Origin of the sequence: Mycolicibacterium arenosum (assembly GCF_024320865.1) — a bacterium.
In the GTDB taxonomy this organism is placed as follows: domain Bacteria; phylum Actinomycetota; class Actinomycetes; order Mycobacteriales; family Mycobacteriaceae; genus Mycobacterium; species Mycobacterium arenosum.
This window is the reverse complement of the sequence record NZ_JANDBD010000005.1, coordinates 71,250-92,026: the sequence shown is the minus strand read 5'-3', so window position 1 is coordinate 92,026 and position 20,777 is coordinate 71,250. Positions and strand designations below refer to the sequence as shown.

The following is a 20,777-nucleotide window of genomic DNA, read 5'->3' as shown; positions in this document are numbered from 1 at the left end:
ATATTTGAGTTTCACATGAATGTCGCAATTGCCGGAATCGAATTGCCGAATGGAATTGCGCTGTTACCGCGCGGCCTTACGGCGTCCCGTTGCGGGGGCATCGCCGATGACACCGTCGTCGTAGAGCGACGCGAGCTCGTCGTCGGTCACACCGATCCCCCGAAGGACCTCGGCGTTGTGCTCGCCCAGCAGCGGCGCGGGTTGCCGATGGAACGACGCCGGCCCGTTGGCGAGCCGCGCGGGCAGCGTGCTGTGGGACGCCGACGTGTTCACCGGATGACCGAGTTGCTCGAAGAACCCCCGGTGGGCCAGCTGCTCGATCTCCGTCTGGCGGTGTGGCTGCAGCACCTTGCCGACCGGCACCCCCGCCGGCCACAGCGTCGCGACGACCTCGTCACCGGTCCGGTCCCGACACCACGCGGCCAGCGCCGCGTCGATATCGTCGTGCCTGGCGCGGCGCCCGGCTTCGACGTCGAGATCGGCCGCCATCGCCCAGTCGGGCGAGCCGAGAGCCTCCCGCAACGCCCGCCACTGCGCGTCCGAGCCGACGGCGAGGGCCACCCAGCAGTCATCGCGGCCGAACTCGTCGATTCCGCTCACCTGGTAGATGTTCTGCGGTGCCGCGGCAGGACCGCGGTTACCCGCCCGCTCCAGCAGTGCTCCGTACGCGGTGTACTCGATCACCTGCTCGGCGGCGATGTGCAGCGCGGCGTCCGCCATGGCCGCTTCGACGAGGACCCCCTCGCCGGTGCGGCGTCGGTGCTCGAGCGCCAGTTGGACGGCGTTGAGGGCGTGGATCCCCGCGTTCGGGTCGCCGATCGAGTACGGCTCGTACGGATTGCGGTCGGGATAGCCGGTGAGCCAACTCAATCCGGTGGCGTCCTCGATGATGTACGCGAACGCGGGATTGTCCCGCCACGGACCGTCCAGCCCGAAACCCGGCATCCGCAGCATGATGATGTCCTCGCGCAGGGCGCGTACCGAGTCGAAGTCGAGTCCCAGCTGGTCGATCACCCGAGGCGTGAAGTTCTCGACCACGACGTCGCACGTCGCGATGAGCCGGCGGAGCAGATCGAGTCCACGCTCGGTTTGGAAGTCCAGCGTCACGCCGAGCTTGTTGGAGTTGAGCGCCGAGAAGATCGGCGACTGCTCCCACCACTGCGGCACCGTCGCCGGGATACCCGCGATGAGCCGAGTGCCGTCGGGCCGGCGCGTGGACTCGAGGTGGATGACTTCGGCGCCGAGCAGCGCCATCGCGTGCGTGCACGACGGACCCGCCCAGAAGGTCGTCATGTCGAGTACGCGAAGGCCGCTCAGCGGCAACGGGTCCCGCGTGGACGCCGGTGCGGTCCGCACCGGGGGCACCGCGGCGCGATGCGCATCGGTGTGCTCGCCGAGGCGCGGCGCCGGGCGCGGAGGTGCCAGGGCGACACCGCCGAGTCGATACGGGTGACCGGGTTGAGTGAACCCGCCGTGCGGATTGGCCACGAAGGAGCCGCGCTCGATGTAGTGGTCCATGTCGGTGACGTTCGCTCCGTTAGCCACCGGCGAATTGGGGATGCGGAAAGCCGACGCGAGATCGCGAACGTCGTCGACGTTCTGACCGCGTAGCCACTCGTAGAGTTCCTCGGCGTGCAGGTTCGCCTGCTCGGTGATGGTCAGCGACGACTCCTCGTCGATCCACTCGTCGTGACCGGACATCGCGCACAGGTCGAACCACTGCTGCGCCGTCCCGCATCCGAGGGCGACGAGCCCGTCCGCCGCCTGTGCGACCCCCGGCACCGTCGGCTTGCGCTCGGTGCGCCACGGCCTGCCGAGCATCTCGAAGTAGGTCACCGGATAGTAGGTGAGACAGAGGATCTGGGCCTCCAGCATCGACAGGTCGATCAGCTCTCCGTGGCCGTCGCGCAATGCGCGGGCGCGGAACGCGAGCGTCAGCGCCGAGGCGTAGGCGCCGCAGACCCAGTCCCCGGCCCGGCCCCCCACGTGCACCGGGGCGCGGTCCTGGGAACCGCGACCGATGCCGATCGCCCCACCGGACCACGCCTGAAGAGTGAACTCGGTCGCGGGCTGATCGCGCCACGGTCCGTCGAGGCCGAACGGGGTGATCGATGTGACGACGAGATGGGGATGCCGGTCGTGAACCGCCTGCGGCGCGAGCGCGGGCAGATCGGCGATCCGCGAACCACGGGACCAGACCACGGCGTCGGCGGATGCCAGCAGCGCCTCGACCATCGCCACGTCGGCGGCGTTGTCCGGGTCCGCGACGACGCCCTGCTTACCGCCCGCGAGGAAGGTGAACAGCGCGCCGTCCCCGGACAGCTCCGCCCCGGAGGCCGACCACACCCGCAGCGGATCCCCCTCCGGCGCCTCGATCTTCACGACGTCGGCGCCGGCGTCGGCGAGGAGCCTGGTGCAGTACGCTCCGGCGATCCCACTGGACAGGTCGACGATCGTGTAGCCGCCCAGCGGCGGCGCTGCTGTGGTCACTCTGGCTGTTCTCTCCTGGACTTGCTCAACCGGAACTCGGGCGGGAACTTCGCGTCGTTGTCGTTCACCGCGTCGGCGAGACCGACGTCGATCGCGTCGCCGAGCATGAAGCTCCCGGCATCGGGGCGGGCGGCACCGCCCAGTGACTCGAAGACGCCGGACAGCAGGCTGCCGAGGTACTCGCCCTGGAACTGCTTGACCACCTCGAAGAACATCTTCTGCTGAAAGATGCTGTCAGTCGGCCGATTACGGGCACACGCCAGCGCGTACTTCTCGACTTCGGCCTCGAGCTGATCGCGCGCGACTACCCGGTTCAGGAAGTTGCAGTCCTTCATCTCCTGCGCGGTGAACGGGCGGCCGGTGAACACCATCTCCTGAAAGGGCCGCAGCCCCATCGTCAACACCCACGTCCACATCCGCGGGCCCCAGCCGAAGTACCGGAACGACGGATGCCCGAACAGCGCCTCCTCACTGGAGATCACGATGTCTGCGTCGGCGCATTGGTAGAAGTGCCAGCCGTAGCAGTAGCCCTTCGCCTCCACGATGCTGATCTTCTTGAACTCCTGCAGCGCCCGGTTGCCCGCCGCTGCGTTGGCGTACCACGCCCCCATCGTGGCGCCGTGCCGGAACGACTCCTTCGGCGGGTGCACGACGTCCGAGTCCTCGACGCGGAGTTCCGCGAGCCGGTCGGCGTCGGTACCCGACATGAAGTCCGGCAGATCCGCGCCGCTGCCGAGATCGTCACCGGCACCGCGGATTACGACGACCTTGACCTCGTCGTCCACACTGGCGCCGCGCAGCAGATCGGCGTAACGCAACCGGGCCGCCGAGGTCGGCGCGTTGAGCAAGTCCGGCCGATCGAACGTGATCGTCGCGATCTTGGTCTCGGGGTCCTTCTCGTAGCGGACGATCTCCTCAGGCGGCGGTGCCTGTCCGGATGGCATGGGCTCAGGAACTGACGGACTGCGCCCACGACGGGCTGGAGGTCAGTACCTCCGGGCCGTCCTCGCCGATGAGCACTGCGTCCCGGTGGAACACCGCGCCGACTCCCGGTTCCCAGACGTACGCCGTGACGGCGAGCACCGAACCGGGATCGAGCCGCTCGTCGGCCGATGTCCGCGGCAGGTCCGGTGAGATCACCGGCGGGTCGAAACCGAGGCCGAGTCCGTGGGCAACGGGTATCGGTGGCAGCGCTTCGCCTGCGGCGCCGTAGGCCGCCAGCAGGTCACCGGCCGGCGCTCCCGGTCGGCACGCGTCGACGAGCCTCTCCCAGAGGTCGTTCGACCGGGCGAACAACGCGTCGGCGCCCGGCACGTCACCCACCGGCCACGTCCGGCCGACCTCGCCGACGTACCCGTCGGCGAGCGCGCCGGCGGCGAACGCCACCAGATCACCCTCGGCGATCCGACCGTCTCGACGCCCGACCCGCCAGGAGTGCTCACGGGACGTGATCCACGCCCCGTCCTGAGTGGCGGACGTGCTGTACCCGCCCGCGGCCATGGCCTCCATGAGCACGCCGTTCAGCGCCTGCTCGGTGGTACCGACGGCGAGTGCGGACACCGCAGCCGAGAGTCCGCGCTCGGCGACGGCGAGCGCACCGCGGAGCACGCCGATCTCGTCGGGCGTCTTGGTGCGCCGCGCGGCCTTCATCGCCACCTCGGCGTCGACGAGCTCCGCGTTGGGGAAGGCGATCGGAAGCATCGTCGCGAACGACGGCGACATCGCATCGGTGCCGACGCGCTTCGCCTCGGCTGCTCCCGCGATGTTCTTGAGCTTCTCGATGATCGTCATGGGATTCCACGCCAGCCCGTAGAGGTGATCGTGATCGATCTCCTCGGGGATGCCCTCGTCCCAGCTGCTGTTCAGGTGTATCTCGCCGGTGGCGCGGACCAGCACGCAGATCGGTGCGAACGGCCGCGTGCCCGCGACCCAGAGTTGCGGTGCCCCGGTCACGTAACGGACGTTGGCCTGACGGCCCAGCACCAGGACGTCGAGGTCGTCGGCCGCCATCCGAGCCAGCACACGCGCGCGCCGACCGGTGCGCAACTCGAAGCCATCGGACTGGATTTCAGTTGGCATGGGCGTGGCCGATCAGTTCGGTGCCGTACGGCGCGTAGGGGTAATCGGTGATCGACTGGTAGCCGTCCTCGGTGATGATCACGATCTCCTCACCGCGGTAGCCACCGGTACCGTCCTCCCAGACGACGGGCTCGAGCACCAACAGCATGCCCGCGGGGAACACGAAGTTGTCATCGAAGTCACTCCCGAGATCGGTTCCGATCATGGGCATTTCGGCGGCATTCGTGCCGATGCCGTGACCCAGGTAGAAGTGCGGCAACCACGGCTTACTGCCGCCGTTGGCCGCGATCGCCGCACGCGCGAGGTCACCACTGGTGGCTCCAGCCCTGGTCACGGCAAGCACGGCGTCCAGAATCGCCCGCCACTTGGCGAAGTTCGCCTGTTGCGCGGGTGTGGGGTCCTCCCCCACCACCCAGGTGCGTCCCCAGTCCGAGCAGTACCCCTCGAACGTGATGCTGATGTCGGTCCACAGCACGTCGCCCTTGGCCAACGGCTTCTCCGTCGGCAGCAGCGGAAGCGCCAGGTCACCGGTCGTGGTCCAGACGGCGCCGCTGCTGCGCGTCGTCGGCATCACCTGCCAAATGGCCTCGATCATGTTCGTGGTGGCGCCGAGTTCGAATGCACGCCGGACGAATTGAGCCGACAGATCCATCTGGCGCACCCCAGGTGCTACCGACGCCTGCACGTCGACGAGCGCCTGCTCGGTGATGCGGCAGGCCTGTCGGACGGCCGAGATCTGGTCGACGGTCTTCACCAGTTTGGCCGGACCGATCACCAGTGCGGCATCGGATGGCGGACCCGCGGGGAACAGTCGGCCTGCGACGCGGCGCATCGCCCCGGTGAGCTCATCGACCGCGACCGTTGCGCCCACCGGGACCAGCCCCGCCAGCACGGTCGCGAAGTGCTCCACGCCCTCGTCGAATTCGAGGTAGAGCGGACCGTGGAGGTGGTCGGCGGGAACCTCGGTGTCGAACGCGCTGCCTTCGGCGAACGGCATGAAGAGGTGCGGGTGCTCGTCGTCGACAAGCACGATGGCCACCGGGCGTTCGACGTGCGACAGCCCGGCATCGAGCAGCGGCCAACTCGCCCCCGTCGCGTAGACCACGTTGCCGTTGCCCAGCAGCACGAGGGCGTCGACGCCCTTCTCCCGCATCGACGCCCGCAGGCGTGCTCCGCATTCGCGGTACATCCTGGCGCGGTCGGGGAGTTCCGGGATGTCGAGTAGTGCCAGACCCGCTGACGACGGTGCCGACACGGCTGTCACGAGATCCCCAGGAACTGCTTGATGTTGGTGCTGACGATCTTGGTGGCCGCGTCGGGGCCCACGGCGTCGACGACGGTCTTCAGCGACTTCTCCGAGTACCCGAAGGTCGACTCGTTGTGCGGGTAGTCGCTCGACCACATCACGTTGTCGACCCCGATCTTGTCGATGAGTTCCAGGCCGAGCGGATCGACCATGAACGACGCGGCCATGTGGTGGCTCCAGTAGTGCCGGACGTCGTGCTGCAGCTCGTGGTTGAACATGTGCCGGTAGGAGGCGAGCATGTGCTCGGCATCCTGGAGAGCGGTTGGCACCCAGGCGATTCCACCCTCGAACCAACCGACCTTGAGCGCCGGGTGGCGATCGAGGATCCCGGAGAACACGTACTTGGCGAACTGCTCGCGGAACGAGTCGACGTTCACCATCATGCCGACGACGACGCTGTTGTTCTGGCACGGCGTCTTCGGCGGGGTCTCGCCGATGTGATGGCTGACCGGGATTCCCGAGGCCTCGATCTCGTCCCAGACGGCATCCATGTCGGTGCTGCCGTAGTCGTAGATGTTGCCTTCGTCGTCCTTACCGGGATTCAGCGGCAGCAGAAAGGTCTTGAGCCCCAGGCTCTTGAGCTCTGCCAGCGTGTCGCGCGTGCCCTTGGGATCCCACCAGTTGATGAGCCCAACACCGTAGAAGTGCCCGTTGCTGCGCTCCTGCAGGTCGGCGATGTGCTCGTTGTAGATGCGGAACACGCGCTCGCGCAGACTCTTATCGGGGTAGTGGAACAGCGCGAGCACGGCGTTCGGGAACGCCAGCTCCTTGTCGATGCCGTCCTCTTTGAGCTCGCGGATGCGCGCCTCGATGTTGTTCGACGCGGCGCCGGCGAGATCGTCGTACTGCATCAGCACCCGACCGAAGTCGCCGCCGGTCCAGGCTTTGCCCTTCATGCCGACCATGTAGGCGCCGTCCTCGTACCAGATGCGCGGCGCGGCTCCCTTCAGCTCCTCGGGGAAGCGCTCGTAGAAGATGTCCTCCGCGACCGAGATGTGGTTGTCGGCCGAGAAGATCTCGGTGCCTTGTGGCAGCCCGACAACACTGCCGGTGGCGTGCCCGTGTCGGTTCTTCGGCGCACCGAAGCCTTCGGGGGGATACAGGCTGGGCGGTGGCGTCACTGTTGGTGTTGACATCGTTGGAACTCCAATCGAACTGCGGGGCTTGTCTTTCGAAAATCAGCGCGCTACCAGGTGACCGGGAGCTCGTACACGCCATAGGCCAACCGGTCGTGTTTGAACGGGACGTCGTCGAACGGGATCGCGAGCTTCATCGTCGGAATGCGGCGCAGCAGCGTCTGAAACACGATCTGCAGTTCGGCGCGGGCCAACTGCTGCCCCACACACTGGTGCCTGCCGTAGCCGAAACCGAGTTCCTGGCCGGCGTCCCTGGTGAAGTCCAGCCGATCCGGATTCGGATAGGCGGCCGCGTCCCAGTTGGCGGGCGCCAGATCGATGATGATGCCCTCGCCGGCCTTGATCGTCTCGCCGCCGATCTCGATGTCCTCGATGGCCACCCGGCGCTGGCCGTTCTGGATGATCGAGAGGTACCGCATCAGCTCTTCGGCGGCGTTGGCGATGAACTTGGGATCGTCCGAATCCCGCAGCAGCGCCGCCTGTTCGGGGTTCTCCAACAGGGCGAGAACACCGATGCCGATCATGTTGGCCGTTGTCTCGTGGCCGGCGATCAGCAGACCGGTGCCGAGTTGTGCGGCCTCCTTGACGCTGATCTCCCCGGCGGTGACGCGCTCGGCGAGATCGGACACGGCGTCCTCGGACGGCTCCGCCATCTTCTTCTCGACGAGGTTGATCAAGTACTTGTGCAGGCTCATCGCGCCCTTCTGGCCGTCCTCGGCCGAGGCGTAGCGAGCCAGTCCGACGTTCGCGTGATGCTGGAAGAACTCGTGGTCCTCGTACGGCACGCCGAGCATGTCGCTGATCACGCGAGTGGGCACCGGAAGCGCCAGCTTGGTGACGATGTCGGCGGGTTGCGGCCCCGCCAGGATCTCGTCGATGCATTCGTCGGTGACCTGCTGGATCACCGGACGCAGACCCTCGACGCGCTTGAACGTGAAGGGCTTCGACAGCATCCGGCGAAACCGGGTGTGCTCCTCGGCGTCGGAGGTGAACACCGAACGCGGCCGCTTGTCGACGGTCGAGAGCATGTGCTCGTTCCAGTGCGGGAAGCCCTCGCGCCGGTCGTCGACGCTCACCCGCGAGTCGGCGAACAGCGCCCTGGCCACCTCGTGTCCGATGATGAGCCACGGCGTGGTGCCGTTCCAGATGCGCACCCGCGAGAGCGGCTTGACCTTCCCCATCTCGAGCATTAGCGACGGTGGCGCGAACGGGCACCGCGCCGCGCGCTCCATCGGGTACTCGGGGATGTCGGCCGAAACCTCCTGGGTGGCAATTGTCTCCGTCATACGGGTCTCCGTCATTCCTCGATCTGAATGGCCAGCGCGGGGCAGGCGGCCGCGGCCTTGCGGGTTTCCGCCGCGTACTCGGGTCCCGGTTCGGGCACGAGCAGGACGACCACCCCGTCGTCGTCTCTCTGGTCGAACACCTCGGCGGCGTTCATCACGCACATGCCGGACGACACGCACTTGTCCTGGTCGACGGTGACCTTCACGCGTCACCGGCCACGGGTTTGGTGACGGGTGCCAGCCACATGCCGACGATCGCGTCGATGAGCCCGGAACCCGCAGCCCGCCACGACGTCCGCGACGCCACCGAAGTGCCCTTGGCCAGTGCGCGCTCGCGGTCGGCGCAGCTGTGCATCAACAGGTTTCGAGCCATGATGTTGCGCTCGAACCGGACGTCGAGCGGAAGGTCGGGCAGGCAGCGGTTGATGCCGTCGACGACCTGAACCAGCGACGGCGAGCTCAGCGCGTCCTTGACGACGAAGCCGTGGTAGGCGGGATCGGTCATGGCTTGCGCTGCGAACCGGGCGTACCAGGTCGGATTGCCGAGGTCTTCGAGATGGTCGGTCAGGGGCCGCACCAGACAGGTCACCCAACCCCGCATGTCGGTGGTCGCGTCGGTCTGATCGACCATCCGCTCGCGGTGCGCCTCGATGGGCGCACGGTGACGTTCCTCAATGGCGCGAACGAGATCGGTCTTGGTGCCGAAGTGGTAGCCGACGGCGGCGTTGTTGCCCTGTCCCGCAGCCTCACTCACCTGCCTGTTGGACACGGCGTACACGCCGTGCTCGGCGTACAGGCGTTCGGCGGCGGTCAGAATCGCCTCGCGCGTGGTACTGGCGCGATCAGTGCGCAATGGCCGGGCAGCGGTCACGAGCTCAGTCAACCCCGACTGACGGTTTAAGTCAAGCGATTGATTTAAAGGCCGCAATATCCGCAGTTCAGGACTTCGACTTACGCGTGATGACCTTTCCCGCCACCGTGCCGCCATCGACCGGCAGCACGGTTCCGGTGACGTAGCGCGATCGGTCGGTGCCGAAGTAGAGCACCGCTTCGGCGACGTCGTCGGCGGTCCCCTCGCGCTTCAACGGGCGGTCGTCGCGCATCGTCTGTCGGATCCGCGCCTCGAACGCCTCCAGCTTCTCGCGATCCTCCTCAGTCGCCGCCGATCGCAGGATCGGCGTCGGGATGTTGCCCGGCGCGATGCAGTTGACCCGGATGTCGTAGTGCGCCAACTCGATCGCCGCGGCCTTGGAGAACTGGATGACCGCGGCCTTCGACGCGCGGTAGGTGGCCACGCCGCCGCCGGCGAGGATGCCGCCGATCGACGAGATGTTGATGATGGACCCGCCCCCGTGTTCCGCCATGTGCCTCGCCGCGTCGCGGGTACCGGCCATGACGCCGAGCAGGTTGACGCGCATGACGCTGTCGAACTCGGAGAAGTCCTCGTCGAAGAGGCTCCTCTTCAACGGACTCGACCTACCCGCGTTGTTGACCATGACGTGCAGGCCGCCGAACCGCTCAACCGCCGCCGCGATCAGGGCGGCGATCTGATCCTGGTCACCGACGTCGGTGTGGTGGAACAGCGCATCGGTGCCGGCCGCCGCGGCGAGCTTCGCACCGAGATCGTCTTGGACGTCGGCGATCACGACCTTGGCACCCTCGGCGAGCGATCTCTCCACGATGCCCTTGCCGAGGCCGGACGCGCCGCCGGTGACGACCACGACCTTGTCCTTGAGTTCCCTACTCACGGGCGGTCCCTTCCAGAAATTCGAGCAGCAGTTCGGTCGCGGCATCGGGCCGCTCCAGCTGCGGACAGTGGCCCGCACCGTCGATCACCGTCGACCTGGCACCCGATATCCGGCCGGCGATGTCGGCGGCCCAGCCGGCTGGCAGCAACTTGTCACCGCCGCCCTCGATCACCAGGGTCGGTACCGAGATCCGTTCGTACACGCGGTCCGTCGACGGCGTGGCCGGAGGAGTCACGCCCGGCCTGCGGAAGCGTGCCGATGCGATGGCCTCCCAGGCCCCCGGAGCGATGCTGGATTCGTGACGACGCCGTACGTAGTCGTCGTCGGCCGGGTAGGCGGGGTCGTGGAAGAGCGCGGTGACGATACGACGCATCCCCTCGACGCTGCCGTCGTAGTCGTAGAGGGCGTCGGCGTGCTCGTTGCGCTGGATCGCACCGCCGCCGCACACCAGGGCGAGTCGGTTGACGGGTAGCGCCGGCGACTCCGACGTGAGGTCGGTCAGCAGGTTGATCGCACCCATCGAGTTGCCGACGAAGGCCGCCGATTCGACGCCCACGACGTCGCAGAACCGGGCGATGTGGCGGATGCGCATGCCGCGCCCGTCGACGAAGTCGACGACCTTCGCGGAACGGCCGTAGCCCAGCATGTCCGGCGCGAGTACGCGGTACCGCTCGCCGAGCGCGCCGATGGTCCGCTCCCAACCGAGCTCGGCGGTCGCACCGAACTCCCCGCCGTGCAGCAGCACCACGGGGTCGCCACTACCGGCCTCCAGGTAACCGGTGACGAGACCGTCGACGACGACGGACTTCCGCTCGAACTCCACGACGGTCACGATACTGGCACTTCGGGTCCAGGAGAACCTGGTTCCGCTAAGCATCGCGGTGACCAAAGTGCTTAATTCGCAACGGGCCTCGGCCGAGTCGGCATACGGTGCGCCTCCTGACCCGCCGAACGTTGGTTACCGTCACGCGTTCGCGCGCTGGACCGTGACGGTACGCAACGTTCGCGCGCTGAGGTCAGGCGGCGCGAGCCGCGCCTGCCACGAGTTGCATCGCGAGCATGTCGAGTTGCCCGCTCACCGCATCGTCGATGAGCGTGCCGCCCTCATCCCAGATCGGGTCGGCGGAGTTGATCGCAACGCCGAGCGGCGTGGGCCAGGCACGCAACGCGTGTCCGATGACGCGCAGCTGCCCCAGCGTCCCGACCGCGGCCTGCCAGCCGTAGGCGCAGCTGATGCAGCCCCACGGCGTGTTGTCGAGGTAGACGCGCGAATCGCCCCGCAGGTCCTCGATGTAGTCGAGTGCGTTCTTCACCAGACCCGATACGCCACCGTGGTAGCCGGGCGATCCGACCACGACCGCGTCGGCGTCACGCAGTGCGGCGACCAGCGCGGCCGCCTTGTCGGTGCGGGTCTCGTCGTGCGGGTTGTACATCGGCAGGTCGATGTCGTCGCCCACGAAGAGCAGGGTACGGCCGCCCCGACGCTCCACCGCCGAGAGGCATTGTCGCAGTGCGCGTTCCGTCGACGAGTTCGAGCGCAGCGTGCCGCCGAGACCGACGACGAGGGGTTGTCTTGACATGGCATAACTCACTTGATCGCGATGGGGTTGATCGGGGAACCGACGCCGCCGGTGACGCTCAACGGCGGTGCCACCAACTGAAATTCGTACCTACCGTCGGCGGCGCAGTCCTCGGCGAGCGCGGTGAGGTCCCAGTACTCGCCGAACATCATTCCCATATCGCGCAGACAGAGCATGTGCATCGGCAGGATGGTCCCGTCCACGCCCGATACCGGGTTCTCGACCATCAGGTTGTCGGCTGCGACCGCGGCCACCTCATGGTCGTGCAGCCAGGACGCACAGGTCCAGTCCAGCCCCGCGCCCGGCTCGGCGCCGTCACCGTTCTCGAGGAACCGCGCCCACCACCCGGTCCGCACCAGCACGATGTCACCGGGCTGGACCTCGACGCCCTGCGCGCGGGCGGCCTCGTCGAGCTCGGCGGGCGTGATCGGCTGTTCGACGTCGGCGCAATAGGTTTCGACGCCGCGCAGCGTCACCAGGTCGAGCAGCACGCCGCGCGACGTGATGCCCTTCACGTCGACCTTGTCGATGCCGAGGTAGTACGCGCCGAGGCTCGTCACCGATGAGGCGGGGAAGCCGTTGTACAGCCTGTCCTCGTAGTAGACGTGGGACAACGCGTCCCACTGCGTCGCGGCCTGCAGCGGCATGATGATCATGTCGTCGTTGAAGCGCATCGGGCCCGCTTCCGAGTAGCCGCTCAGTTGCACGGCACTCGGATTGCTCAGCCACTTGGGTCCGAACTCGCGAAGCGTCTTCTCGTCGCCGCCGTCGATCGTCATGACGTGCACCGGGTTCTGGCGGTAGTGGAACGCACCCTGTGGGCCCGACGAACCGAAGTCGACGCCCAGCGCGAACACCTTGCCGGCGGTGACAAGGCTGGCCGCCTGCGCGATCTTCTCGGCGGTGATGAAGTTCAGCGTGCCGAGTTCGTCGTCGTCACCCCAGCGACCCCAGTTGCGAACGTCGTCGGCTACGCGCCGGAAGTCACCCATGTCCGCCATGCGCAGCCCCTCCTGTCGCCAGCTGACGCGCGTCCGCCAGATCGTCGTACACGTTTTCGGCGATCGTGCCACCGTCCACCCAGATCACCTGGCCCGTGATGTAACTGGCCGCATCGCTGTTGAGGAAGATGAGCACCCCGGCCTGCTCTCCGGGCCCGGCGACCCGGCCCAGCGGCGTGCGGAACGCGTCCAGGAACTCCTGGCCGTACGCGCCGCGCAGTTGGTCGAGGATCGGCGTGTCGGTGACCCCCGGTGCCGTGCAGTTGATGCGAATGCCCTTGGCCCCGAGTACCGATACGTTGGCCATCCCGTACAGGATGATCGCCTCCTTCGACAGCCGGTAGCCGCCGTCGGCGAGCGCGTCGGGATTGTCCCGACACCACGTGATGCCCTCGGCCATCGACGTGGTCTCCAACAACCCGAGGGTGACCTCCGAGTTCTCCCGGTACTGCGACGCCGCGAGCGACGACACGTTCGCGATCGCCGCCCCGGTGGGCATGGCCGGGATCAGCGCCTCGGTGAGGTGCCGCGTGCCGAGGAAGTTGATCGTGGCCACGCGCAGCGGATCCCGAATGCCCGACGACACCCCCGCCACGTTGAACAGCCGGTGCACCGGGCCGTCGATCGCGGCGACCGCTGTGTCGATCGACGCGGGATCGGACAGGTCGACCCGATGGAACTCCGCGGGAGCCGCATCCGGTTCGCGTACGTCGAGCCCGACCACCTCGGCGCCCAGTTCGGTGAGCGGTCCTACCAGCGCGGCACCTATGCCCGACGCACAGCCGGTCACCACGACTCGGCAGCCCGTGTAGTCGAACCGGTCGGCGAAATGCGTCACCGCCGTTATGCTCCGGCCTTGGCCTCGGCCTCCCGCTGCTCCTTCTCCAGCTGCGCCGCCTTCACCCGGCCCTCGTTGATCTCCGCCATCGCCTCGGGGATCTCGCCTGCGGTGAACTTGCCGCCGCGGCCTGTCGGCAGCCCGCCGAAGGAGTAGGTCTCGTCGAACATCGGGGCGTCGGACGGCTGACGGCGCGCTTCGACCCTCTCGATCACCGGTTCCAGGCGCTTGGCCTTGGCGGCCACCGCCTTTGCGTCACGCTCGATGAACTCGGGCAGGATCTCGTTGCCCATGATCTCGATGGACTCCATGGTGCCCTCGTGGCTGCGCGGGTTGAGCAGCAGGATGATCTCGTCGACCCCGCTGGCCTCGTAGCCGCGCAGGAACTCCCGCACCGTGTCGGGCGAGCCGATGGCGCCGCGGCCCGGACCGTAGGCCAGCGTCGGGTCCTCCTTGACAGCCTGCTCGTAGAGCTCCCAGACGCCGGTGCGTGCAGGAGTGTGCATGCCCGTCAGGTAGTAGTGCATGATGCCGAACGAGAAGAAGCCGCCGCCGATCCCGAGCCGCTTGAGGGCCTCCTCCTCGGTTCGGGCGACCATCATCGACAGATCACCGCCGATGGCCAGGATGTTGGGATTGATCGCCGGTGTGACGGGTGCGCCCTTCTCCTCGAACTCCTTGTAGTAACCGTCGACCCTGTCCTTCAGCGCCTCCGGTCCGGTGTAGGCGAAACTCAGCGCGCCGATGGCTTTCTGCGCCGCCATCTGAACCGAGGACGGGCGGGTGCAGGCCACCCAGACCGGCGGGTGCGGGCTCTGAAGCGGCTTGGGGATCACGTTGCGGGCGGGCATCTCGACGTGCTCGCCCTTGAAGCCGCTGAACGGCGCCTCGGTCATGCAGCGGATGGAAACCTCGAGGGCCTCTTCCCACATGGTGCGCTTGTCAGCCGGGTCGATGTCGAAGCCGCCCAGCTCGGCAACCGACGAGCCCTCGCCCGTGCCGAATTCGACGCGGCCATTGGACAGGTGATCCAAAGTGGCAACGCGCTCGGCGATCCGTGCCGGATGGTTGATCGGCGGCGGCAGGTGCATCACGCCGAAGCCGAGCCGGATGTCCTTGGTGCGCTGGCTGGCGGCGGCCAGGAACATCTCCGGCGCGGTCGCGTGACAGTACTCCTCGAGGAAGTGGTGCTCGGTGAGCCACACGGTCGAGAAGCCGGCCTTGTCCGCGGCTTCGACCTCGTCCAATCCGTCCTGGAACATCTGGTGCTCGTCGTCATCCGACCACGGCCGTGGCAGCGCGAACTCGTAGAACAGTGAGATCTTCATCGTGTTACCTCCGTGGTGTTGTGAGTCGGTTCGTGGGTTGTCGGTTGTTGCGCTATGTGTTTGGCGGCCACGTAGCCGAACGTCATGGCGGGCCCGATCGTCGCCCCGGCGCCCGCGTAGCTTCGTCCCATCACCGCCGAGGACACGTTGCCGGTGGCGTACAGGCCCGCGATCGCAGAGTCGTCGTCGCGCAGCACCCTCGCGAACTCATCGGTGCGCAGACCGCCCGACGTGCCCAGATCGCCGAGGATGATCTGGAAGGCGAGGTACGGCCCGTCGCTCAGCGGATGCAGGTTCGGGTTGGACAGCGTGGGATCGCCGTAGTAGTTGTCGTACGCGCTGTCACCACGGTTGAAGTCGTCGTCGTGCCCAGCGCGAGCCAGGGCGTTGAACCGATCGGCGGTGCGGCGCAACTCGGCGGGGGGCACGTCGATCTCAGTGGCCAACTCCTCGAACGTCGCCCCCTGCTTGACGATCCCCGACTCGAGCCACGCCTTGGGCAGCTTGAAGCCCGTGGGGACGGGCGCGAAGGGGATCTTGGGAATCGGCAGGTGTCCGCCGACGACGTAGCGGTGAAACGAGCGGAGATCGGTGATCAGCCAGCACGGGATGTGCTCCACACCCGTGCGCTGGCCCTCGATCATCGCGTGCGCGAAGTCCATGTAGGGCGCGGCCTCGTTGATGAACCGCCGGCCTGCTCCGTTGACGACGAACTGCGACGGCATCATCCGTTCGTTGAGCATGAACTGCAGTCGCCCGTCGGGCCAGCACATCGCGGGGAACCACCACGCCTCGTCGAGCAGGTCGGTCGATCCGCCGACCTTCTCACCCGCCCGGATGCCGTCGCCCATCGCGGCGGGATTGCCGAAACTCCAGTCCTTCTCGAGTTCGGGGAGGTGCTGCCGACGCCACTCCATGTCGTGGTCGAACCCGCCGCTGGCGAGCACGACCCCGCGACGGGCCCCGACCCGCTGGGCCTTGCCGTTGCGCTCGACGACCGCGCCGACCACGTTGCCGTCGAGATCGGTCACCAGTTCGGTCATCGGCGCGCTGAGCCACAGCGGGATGCCGTGGTCGCGCAGCGCCAGCCGCATCCGGGCCATCAGCGACTGGCCGATCGCGGCCATCCGCTCGCCGAACACGCGGGCCTTGACCATCCGCCAGATCAGCTTGAGCAGCACGGCCTTCCCGCGCCAGTTCTGTCGCACCTGATAGAACAGCCGAAGATCCTTGGGCGCGAACCAGATCCCGCGCGGTGCGAGCGCCAGCGGCGTCAGCAGATTGCGCTCCTCGTCACCCAGCTTGCGCAGGTCGATCGCCGGGACGTTGATCGTGCTGCCGCGCTCGGAGCCACCGGGCAGCTCCGGGTAGTAGTCGGCGTAGCCGGGCTTCCAGACGAATTCGAACCAGGGGCTGCACTTCTCGAGGAAATCCATCATCTCGGGTGCCTCGTCGACGTATGCGCGTAGGCGCGCGTCGCTGACCAACCCACCCGTGATCCGCTTGAGGTAGTCGAAGACGCCGTCGGGTGCGGGGGTGTAACCGGCCCTGCGCTGCGACGGCGCACCGGGAACCCAGATACCGCCACCCGACAGCGCGGTGGATCCACCGAACTGGGGCGACTTCTCGACGATCAGGGTGTCCAATCCGTCGGCCTTCGCCTTCAGTGCTGCGGTCATCCCGCCGCCGCCGGAGCCGACGACCAGAACGTCGACCTCGTGGTCGAAATCAGATGCCGTCATCGCGTGACCACCGCCGTCCTGACCGCGAATCCCGCGATCAACTCCGGCGCCGCGCGGTAGTAGCGCAGCTCCGTCTCGTAGCTCCCCTGTGTGGCCAACACACCGAAAGCCGCTATCCACGTGCGAATCTCATGAGCCGAGTTACCGGCTTCTGCGGCGATCCACTCGTTGGACCAGGCGTCGACCTCGGCCACCCGGTTGGTGTCGATGAGTTCGAGCAGCGCGTGATCCCAGTCCGGATTCAACGGTCGCAGCGGGCTCTGCCCGTGCGCGAAATCGTGAGCCGCCGCCATGACCGCGGTCTGCCGTGCCGCGCGCTGCTCGGTGCTCATCGGCTCGCCGTGCACGATGCGGCCGAGCGCGGCCGGCGGGGCGGTGGCGAGCGTCGGAACAGGCGGATCGTGCGACAGGCCACCGGAACCGACGATGAGGACGCGCTTGCCCACCGTCGCCAGGAAATCGCCCACCGCGGCACCGAGCGCCCTGGCTCGTGAGAGCGGTCCGAGCGGCGTCGCCACGGAGTTGATGAACACGGGGATGACGGGCACCGCGGCGGCGTTCCCGAACAGCGTTTCGAGCGGCTGCACCGTGCCGTGGTCGACGTCCATGCTGGCCGAGATGGCCACGTCCACACCGGCGTTCATCACCGCCTGCGCGCAGGCGGTCGCGAGGTCCGCTGGGACGTCGAGCGGTCCCCTGTGCGAGCCGTAGTCACCGACGCCCTGCGCCGCGGTGCCGATGCAGAACGGAGGCATGGTGCGGTAGAAGAATCCGTTGTAGTGGTCCGGCGAGAAGACGACGACGAGTTCAGGCGCATAGGAGCGGACGAAGTCGCGCGCCTGTGCCAGCACCGAGTCGATGTCGTCAAGGAGTTCTGCTGCCGGTCCCGGCAGATTCAGCAGTGGGCTGTGCGACATGCAGCACAGCGCCATGCTGGACGCTGGTGTGTTGGTCACGGGATCCATCACCTCCCTCCACCGCGTGGAGGACGTCGAACAGCGCTGCGCTCAACTCGGGTGCGAGTTGCGCGATGCACGCCCCGGCGATGCACCGGTCGGGCCGCAGGAACAGCACCGACTCGGCGTGTCCGTCGAACCACGCCTTGAGGGCGCCCGTGCGATCGCCGACGACGACCACTTCGGGATCGTCGTGGCCTGGCCACTTCAACTGCGTCATTGGGCGCAGCGCGATGAACGTCGCCCCGAGCGCCTTCCACCGTTGAAAGGCGATATCGCCCAGTAGTTTCCGCGGATTGTTGTTCCAGCTGAGCACCGCGAAACCCGGCCCGATGACGTCGTCGAGCAGCACGTTCTGGACATCACGGGTGTCGACTCGCGGCTGGATGAACAGGGTTCCGGTCGGGGATGTCGCGCTGCGCGGTTCGAGGTGCGCGATCGCGCCCTGCTCGTAGCGCGGCATCGGCTTGAACCGCATCTCCAGGATGTAGCGCTTGAGCGTCGGAACGATCGACGCGCCGCGGATCACCCTGTCCCGCAGCGCCGCAACCCTGCGGTTCGTCGGTGAGATGACCCGGCCGACGAGAGTGGACAGGTCGATCATGGCGCGGGCGTGCTTGCGTCGCTCGACGTCGTAGGTGTCGAGCAAACCGTCGCCCGCCCTGCCGGTGACCACGGCCGCGAGTTTCCAGCCGAGGTTGGCCGAGTCGCGGATGCCGCTGTTGTAGCCCTGGCCCTGCCACACCGGCATCAGGTGCGCGGCGTCACCCGCCAGGAACACGCGACCCTTCCGGAACGCGCCCGCGATTCGCGAGTGGTGGGTGTAGACGCGGTGCCGGATGATTTCGACGCGCTCGGGGTACGGGACGAACGGCGTGAGCACGCGGTGGATGAACTCGGGTGTCTCGACCTGCTCGTCGGTTTCGTCCGCGTGAATCATGAACTCGAAGCGGCGGATTCCGTGCGCGATGGAGATCGACGCGTACGGCCGCGCGGGATCGGCGCCGACCTCGCTGTTCGGGTGACCCAGCGGATCCGTGGCGACGTCGATCACCAGCCAGCGGGTGGCCGCCGTCGTCCCCTCGAACGTCACGTCCAGCAACCGTCGGGTGGCGCTGCGGCCGCCGTCGCATCCCACGACGTAGCGCGCGGCGATGGACTCGGCACCCGTCGGACCGACGATGTCCACCCTCACCGCGTCACCCGTCTCGGTGCAGCCCTCCATCCGGCTGCTCCAGAGGATCTCGACGCACTCGAAACGCTCGAGCCCCCTGCACAGTTCCGCGTCGACCATCGGCTGCACGAAGCCGTTGCGCTTGGGCCAGCCGAATCGTGCGTCGGGAGGGGCCATTTCGGCGAGTAGCCGTCGGTTGCCGTCGTAGAACCGGAGAATCTGATTGGGCACGGTGTGCGGGAGCACGTCGTCGACGACGCCGATCGACTGAAAGGTCCGGAGCGCCTCGTCGTCGAGACCGACGCCGCGCGGATAGTCGATGAGAGTGTCGCGTTCCTCGACGATCAGCGTCCGCACACCGTGAGCGCCGAGAACGTTGGCCAGCGTCAGGCCGACCGGGCCCGCGCCGACGATGAGCACATCGGTATCGCGACTCATGCGCGACCCAGCAGGAAGTCGATGTGCAGTGCGTTGAACGTCTTGGCATCCTCGTACTGCGGCCAGTGCCCGCAGTCGGGCATCACCTCGAAGCGAGCGCCGGGGATCATCTCGGAGATGCGTCGGCCTTCGCTGACGTCGGCGGTCGGGTCGTCACTCGTCCACAGCACCAGGGTCGGTGCCGTGATGGCGCCGTACTCCTCGGGTCCCAGCAGGTTCCGCGCTCGGATCTCCGGGTCCTGCAGCGCCATGATGTCGCTCATCGCGGACACGAACCCGGGCTGCTGGTATATGCGCTGGCGGCTCGCCACAATGTCGTCGTGACCCTTGGCCTTGTCGGCCATCAGCCACTTGATGCGCGCCTGCACGGTCTCCCACGACGGGTTCTCGGCGGCGGCCATCGACAGCGTGATGATCCGCTTCATGACCTCGGGATCGGCCTGCGAACCGCCCGCGGTGTTGAGCACTAGGCGATCGATGCGGTCCGGATGGTCGGATGCGGCGCGCGCCGCCACCCATCCGCCCAGCGACTCACCCGACAGGTGGACCCGATCCGCACCGATGGCGTCGAAGAACCCGAGCAGGTGGTCGACGTAGTGGGCGACCTCCAGCGGATGGCCCGGCTTGTCGGTGTAGCCGTGCCCGAGCATGTCGATCGACCAGGTGGAGAAGTGTTCGGCGTGACTCTCCAGATTGCGCACGTAGGCCTCGGCGTGCCCGCCCGAACCGTGCAGCAGCACGAGTGTCGGCAGGGAATCCGCACCGGCGTGGAGGTAGCGCGTGCGCACTCCACCGACGTCGAGGTACCCCTGTGAGAACGAAACCCCCTGGAGGTCGCTCCAGACGCTTTCGAACACTCGAACCCCTCTCCGCCAACAACTATGGCGTAAATCTCATTCTCTTCGCCGGCGAATCATGTGTGCTAATATCGCACACTAATGTGCACTATGTATAGAGCATCACTCTCGCGATGACGTCTGTCAAGCAGGATCAGGGCGAGCGCACGGCCGCGGGTTCACAGACGCTGGCCAGGGGGTTGTCGGCGCTGCAAACCGTGGCCGGTTCCCCAGCCGGGGTCACCGCACAGCAGGTCGCCGACCACGTGGGCGTGCATCGCACCATCGCCTACCGCCTGCTCAGCACCCTCGCCCAGGGCCGCTACATCGTGAAGGGCGAGGACGGCAAGTACCGGCCGGCCGCCGCACTCGCGGTACTCGGCGCGTCGTTCGACAACAACCTGCGGGCGCTGGCGGTGCCGACCCTACGCACACTGGCCGACGACCTGGGCGCGACGGTGTCGATGCTCGTCGCCGAGGGTGACCAGCAGGTCGCCGTCGCCGTCATCGTGCCGACGCTCGTCTTCTATCAACTGTCGTTCCACGAGGGGAGCCGGTACCCGCTGGAGCGTGGCGCCGCCGGTATCGCACTGCTCGCGAGCATGCCGCCGCGGCCCGGTGAGCGGGACCTGGTGCCGCTCACCCGCGAGCAGGGCTGGGTGATCACCCACGGCGAGATCGAGCCCGACACGTACGGCCTCGCCGTGCCGGTACGGCGCAGCCCGCCGTCACCACCCACGTGCATCAACCTCATCTCGCACCGCCAGGACGTGCTACTCAGTGGCCGTGACGCGGTGATCGGGGCGGCACAGAAACTCTCCACCATCCTTGGATAACGA

General features: G+C 67.5%; 19 protein-coding genes. 1 reads left to right on the top strand and 18 read right to left on the bottom strand.

What is annotated here, in order from left to right; genetic code table 11:
- Positions 1-63: 63 nt before the first annotated feature.
- From NM203_RS13690 to NM203_RS13605, 18 genes are all read right to left on the bottom strand, one after another.
- Positions 64-2,490, bottom strand: a complete 2,427-nt coding sequence (locus NM203_RS13690; protein ID WP_255060526.1) for a CaiB/BaiF CoA transferase family protein — start codon at positions 2,488-2,490, stop codon at positions 64-66.
- A complete protein-coding gene (locus NM203_RS13685; protein ID WP_255060525.1) occupies positions 2,487-3,434 on the bottom strand; it encodes an enoyl-CoA hydratase/isomerase family protein in 948 nt (315 codons plus the stop codon). The genes NM203_RS13690 and NM203_RS13685 overlap by 4 nt, the downstream gene beginning before the upstream one ends.
- Before the next feature lie 4 nt (positions 3,435-3,438).
- Complete coding sequence (locus NM203_RS13680; RefSeq protein ID WP_255060524.1) at positions 3,439-4,569, bottom strand: M24 family metallopeptidase; 1,131 nt, start codon at positions 4,567-4,569, stop codon at positions 3,439-3,441.
- Positions 4,559-5,758, bottom strand: coding sequence for a M24 family metallopeptidase (locus NM203_RS13675; protein ID WP_408633358.1), 1,200 nt, complete (start codon positions 5,756-5,758; stop codon positions 4,559-4,561). Before NM203_RS13675 ends, NM203_RS13680 begins: the two co-directional genes overlap by 11 nt.
- A gap of 71 nt (positions 5,759-5,829) precedes the next feature.
- Positions 5,830-7,011: an amidohydrolase family protein gene (locus NM203_RS13670; protein ID WP_255060522.1), complete on the bottom strand. Its 1,182-nt coding sequence runs from the start codon at positions 7,009-7,011 to the stop codon at positions 5,830-5,832.
- Positions 7,012-7,061: 50 nt separating this feature from the next.
- On the bottom strand, positions 7,062-8,297 hold the full coding sequence (locus NM203_RS13665; RefSeq protein WP_255060521.1) for a cytochrome P450: 1,236 nt from the start codon (positions 8,295-8,297) through the stop codon (positions 7,062-7,064).
- Positions 8,298-8,308: 11 nt separating this feature from the next.
- Entirely contained in the window at positions 8,309-8,503 is a 195-nt protein-coding gene (locus NM203_RS13660; protein WP_255060519.1) for a ferredoxin, read from the bottom strand.
- On the bottom strand, positions 8,500-9,168 hold the full coding sequence (locus NM203_RS13655; protein ID WP_408633346.1) for a TetR/AcrR family transcriptional regulator: 669 nt from the start codon (positions 9,166-9,168) through the stop codon (positions 8,500-8,502). Before NM203_RS13655 ends, NM203_RS13660 begins: the two co-directional genes overlap by 4 nt.
- A gap of 67 nt (positions 9,169-9,235) precedes the next feature.
- A complete protein-coding gene (locus NM203_RS13650) occupies positions 9,236-10,045 on the bottom strand; it encodes an SDR family NAD(P)-dependent oxidoreductase (RefSeq protein ID WP_255060518.1) in 810 nt (269 codons plus the stop codon).
- Entirely contained in the window at positions 10,038-10,868 is an 831-nt protein-coding gene (locus tag NM203_RS13645; RefSeq protein ID WP_255060517.1) for an alpha/beta fold hydrolase, read from the bottom strand. Before NM203_RS13645 ends, NM203_RS13650 begins: the two co-directional genes overlap by 8 nt.
- A gap of 193 nt (positions 10,869-11,061) precedes the next feature.
- Positions 11,062-11,625: an NADPH-dependent FMN reductase gene (locus NM203_RS13640; RefSeq protein WP_255060516.1), complete on the bottom strand. Its 564-nt coding sequence runs from the start codon at positions 11,623-11,625 to the stop codon at positions 11,062-11,064.
- A gap of 8 nt (positions 11,626-11,633) precedes the next feature.
- The gene (locus NM203_RS13635) at positions 11,634-12,626 is read right to left on the bottom strand and encodes a cyclase family protein (RefSeq protein WP_255060515.1); all 993 of its coding nucleotides are present in this window, start codon (positions 12,624-12,626) and stop codon (positions 11,634-11,636) included.
- Positions 12,610-13,464 (bottom strand): coniferyl-alcohol dehydrogenase, encoded by an 855-nt coding sequence (locus NM203_RS13630; protein ID WP_255060514.1) that lies wholly within the window; start codon positions 13,462-13,464, stop codon positions 12,610-12,612. The genes NM203_RS13635 and NM203_RS13630 overlap by 17 nt, the downstream gene beginning before the upstream one ends.
- A gap of 5 nt (positions 13,465-13,469) precedes the next feature.
- A complete protein-coding gene (locus NM203_RS13625) occupies positions 13,470-14,792 on the bottom strand; it encodes an LLM class flavin-dependent oxidoreductase (protein WP_255060513.1) in 1,323 nt (440 codons plus the stop codon).
- A complete protein-coding gene (locus tag NM203_RS13620; protein ID WP_255060512.1) occupies positions 14,789-16,534 on the bottom strand; it encodes an FAD-binding protein in 1,746 nt (581 codons plus the stop codon). The genes NM203_RS13625 and NM203_RS13620 overlap by 4 nt, the downstream gene beginning before the upstream one ends.
- On the bottom strand, positions 16,531-17,451 hold the full coding sequence (locus NM203_RS13615; RefSeq protein ID WP_255060842.1) for a 3-carboxyethylcatechol 2,3-dioxygenase: 921 nt from the start codon (positions 17,449-17,451) through the stop codon (positions 16,531-16,533). The genes NM203_RS13620 and NM203_RS13615 overlap by 4 nt, the downstream gene beginning before the upstream one ends.
- Positions 17,399-19,102, bottom strand: coding sequence for a bifunctional 3-(3-hydroxy-phenyl)propionate/3-hydroxycinnamic acid hydroxylase (locus tag NM203_RS13610; protein ID WP_255060511.1), 1,704 nt, complete (start codon positions 19,100-19,102; stop codon positions 17,399-17,401). The genes NM203_RS13615 and NM203_RS13610 overlap by 53 nt, the downstream gene beginning before the upstream one ends.
- Positions 19,099-19,959, bottom strand: a complete 861-nt coding sequence (locus NM203_RS13605; protein WP_255060510.1) for an alpha/beta fold hydrolase — start codon at positions 19,957-19,959, stop codon at positions 19,099-19,101. The genes NM203_RS13610 and NM203_RS13605 overlap by 4 nt, the downstream gene beginning before the upstream one ends.
- Before the next feature lie 113 nt (positions 19,960-20,072).
- Here NM203_RS13605 and NM203_RS13600 point away from each other — a divergent pair, with 113 nt between their 5' ends.
- Positions 20,073-20,774 (top strand): IclR family transcriptional regulator, encoded by a 702-nt coding sequence (locus NM203_RS13600; RefSeq protein WP_255060509.1) that lies wholly within the window; start codon positions 20,073-20,075, stop codon positions 20,772-20,774.
- Positions 20,775-20,777 lie beyond the last annotated feature (3 nt).

Coding starts and splice junctions, on each gene's coding strand:
- NM203_RS13685 (WP_255060525.1), bottom strand. CDS start 3,434: ATGCCATCCGGACAGGCACCGCCGCCTGAGGAGATCGTCCGCTACGAG.
- NM203_RS13680 (WP_255060524.1), bottom strand. CDS start 4,569: ATGCCAACTGAAATCCAGTCCGATGGCTTCGAGTTGCGCACCGGTCGG.
- NM203_RS13675 (WP_408633358.1), bottom strand. CDS start 5,758: ATGTACCGCGAATGCGGAGCACGCCTGCGGGCGTCGATGCGGGAGAAG.
- NM203_RS13670 (WP_255060522.1), bottom strand. CDS start 7,011: ATGTCAACACCAACAGTGACGCCACCGCCCAGCCTGTATCCCCCCGAA.
- NM203_RS13665 (WP_255060521.1), bottom strand. CDS start 8,297: ATGACGGAGACAATTGCCACCCAGGAGGTTTCGGCCGACATCCCCGAG.
- NM203_RS13640 (WP_255060516.1), bottom strand. CDS start 11,625: ATGTCAAGACAACCCCTCGTCGTCGGTCTCGGCGGCACGCTGCGCTCG.
- NM203_RS13635 (WP_255060515.1), bottom strand. CDS start 12,626: ATGGCGGACATGGGTGACTTCCGGCGCGTAGCCGACGACGTTCGCAAC.
- NM203_RS13625 (WP_255060513.1), bottom strand. CDS start 14,792: ATGAAGATCTCACTGTTCTACGAGTTCGCGCTGCCACGGCCGTGGTCG.
- NM203_RS13620 (WP_255060512.1), bottom strand. CDS start 16,534: ATGACGGCATCTGATTTCGACCACGAGGTCGACGTTCTGGTCGTCGGC.
- NM203_RS13615 (WP_255060842.1), bottom strand. CDS start 17,451: ATGTCGCACAGCCCACTGCTGAATCTGCCGGGACCGGCAGCAGAACTC.
- NM203_RS13610 (WP_255060511.1), bottom strand. CDS start 19,102: ATGAGTCGCGATACCGATGTGCTCATCGTCGGCGCGGGCCCGGTCGGC.
- NM203_RS13600 (WP_255060509.1), top strand. CDS start 20,073: ATGACGTCTGTCAAGCAGGATCAGGGCGAGCGCACGGCCGCGGGTTCA.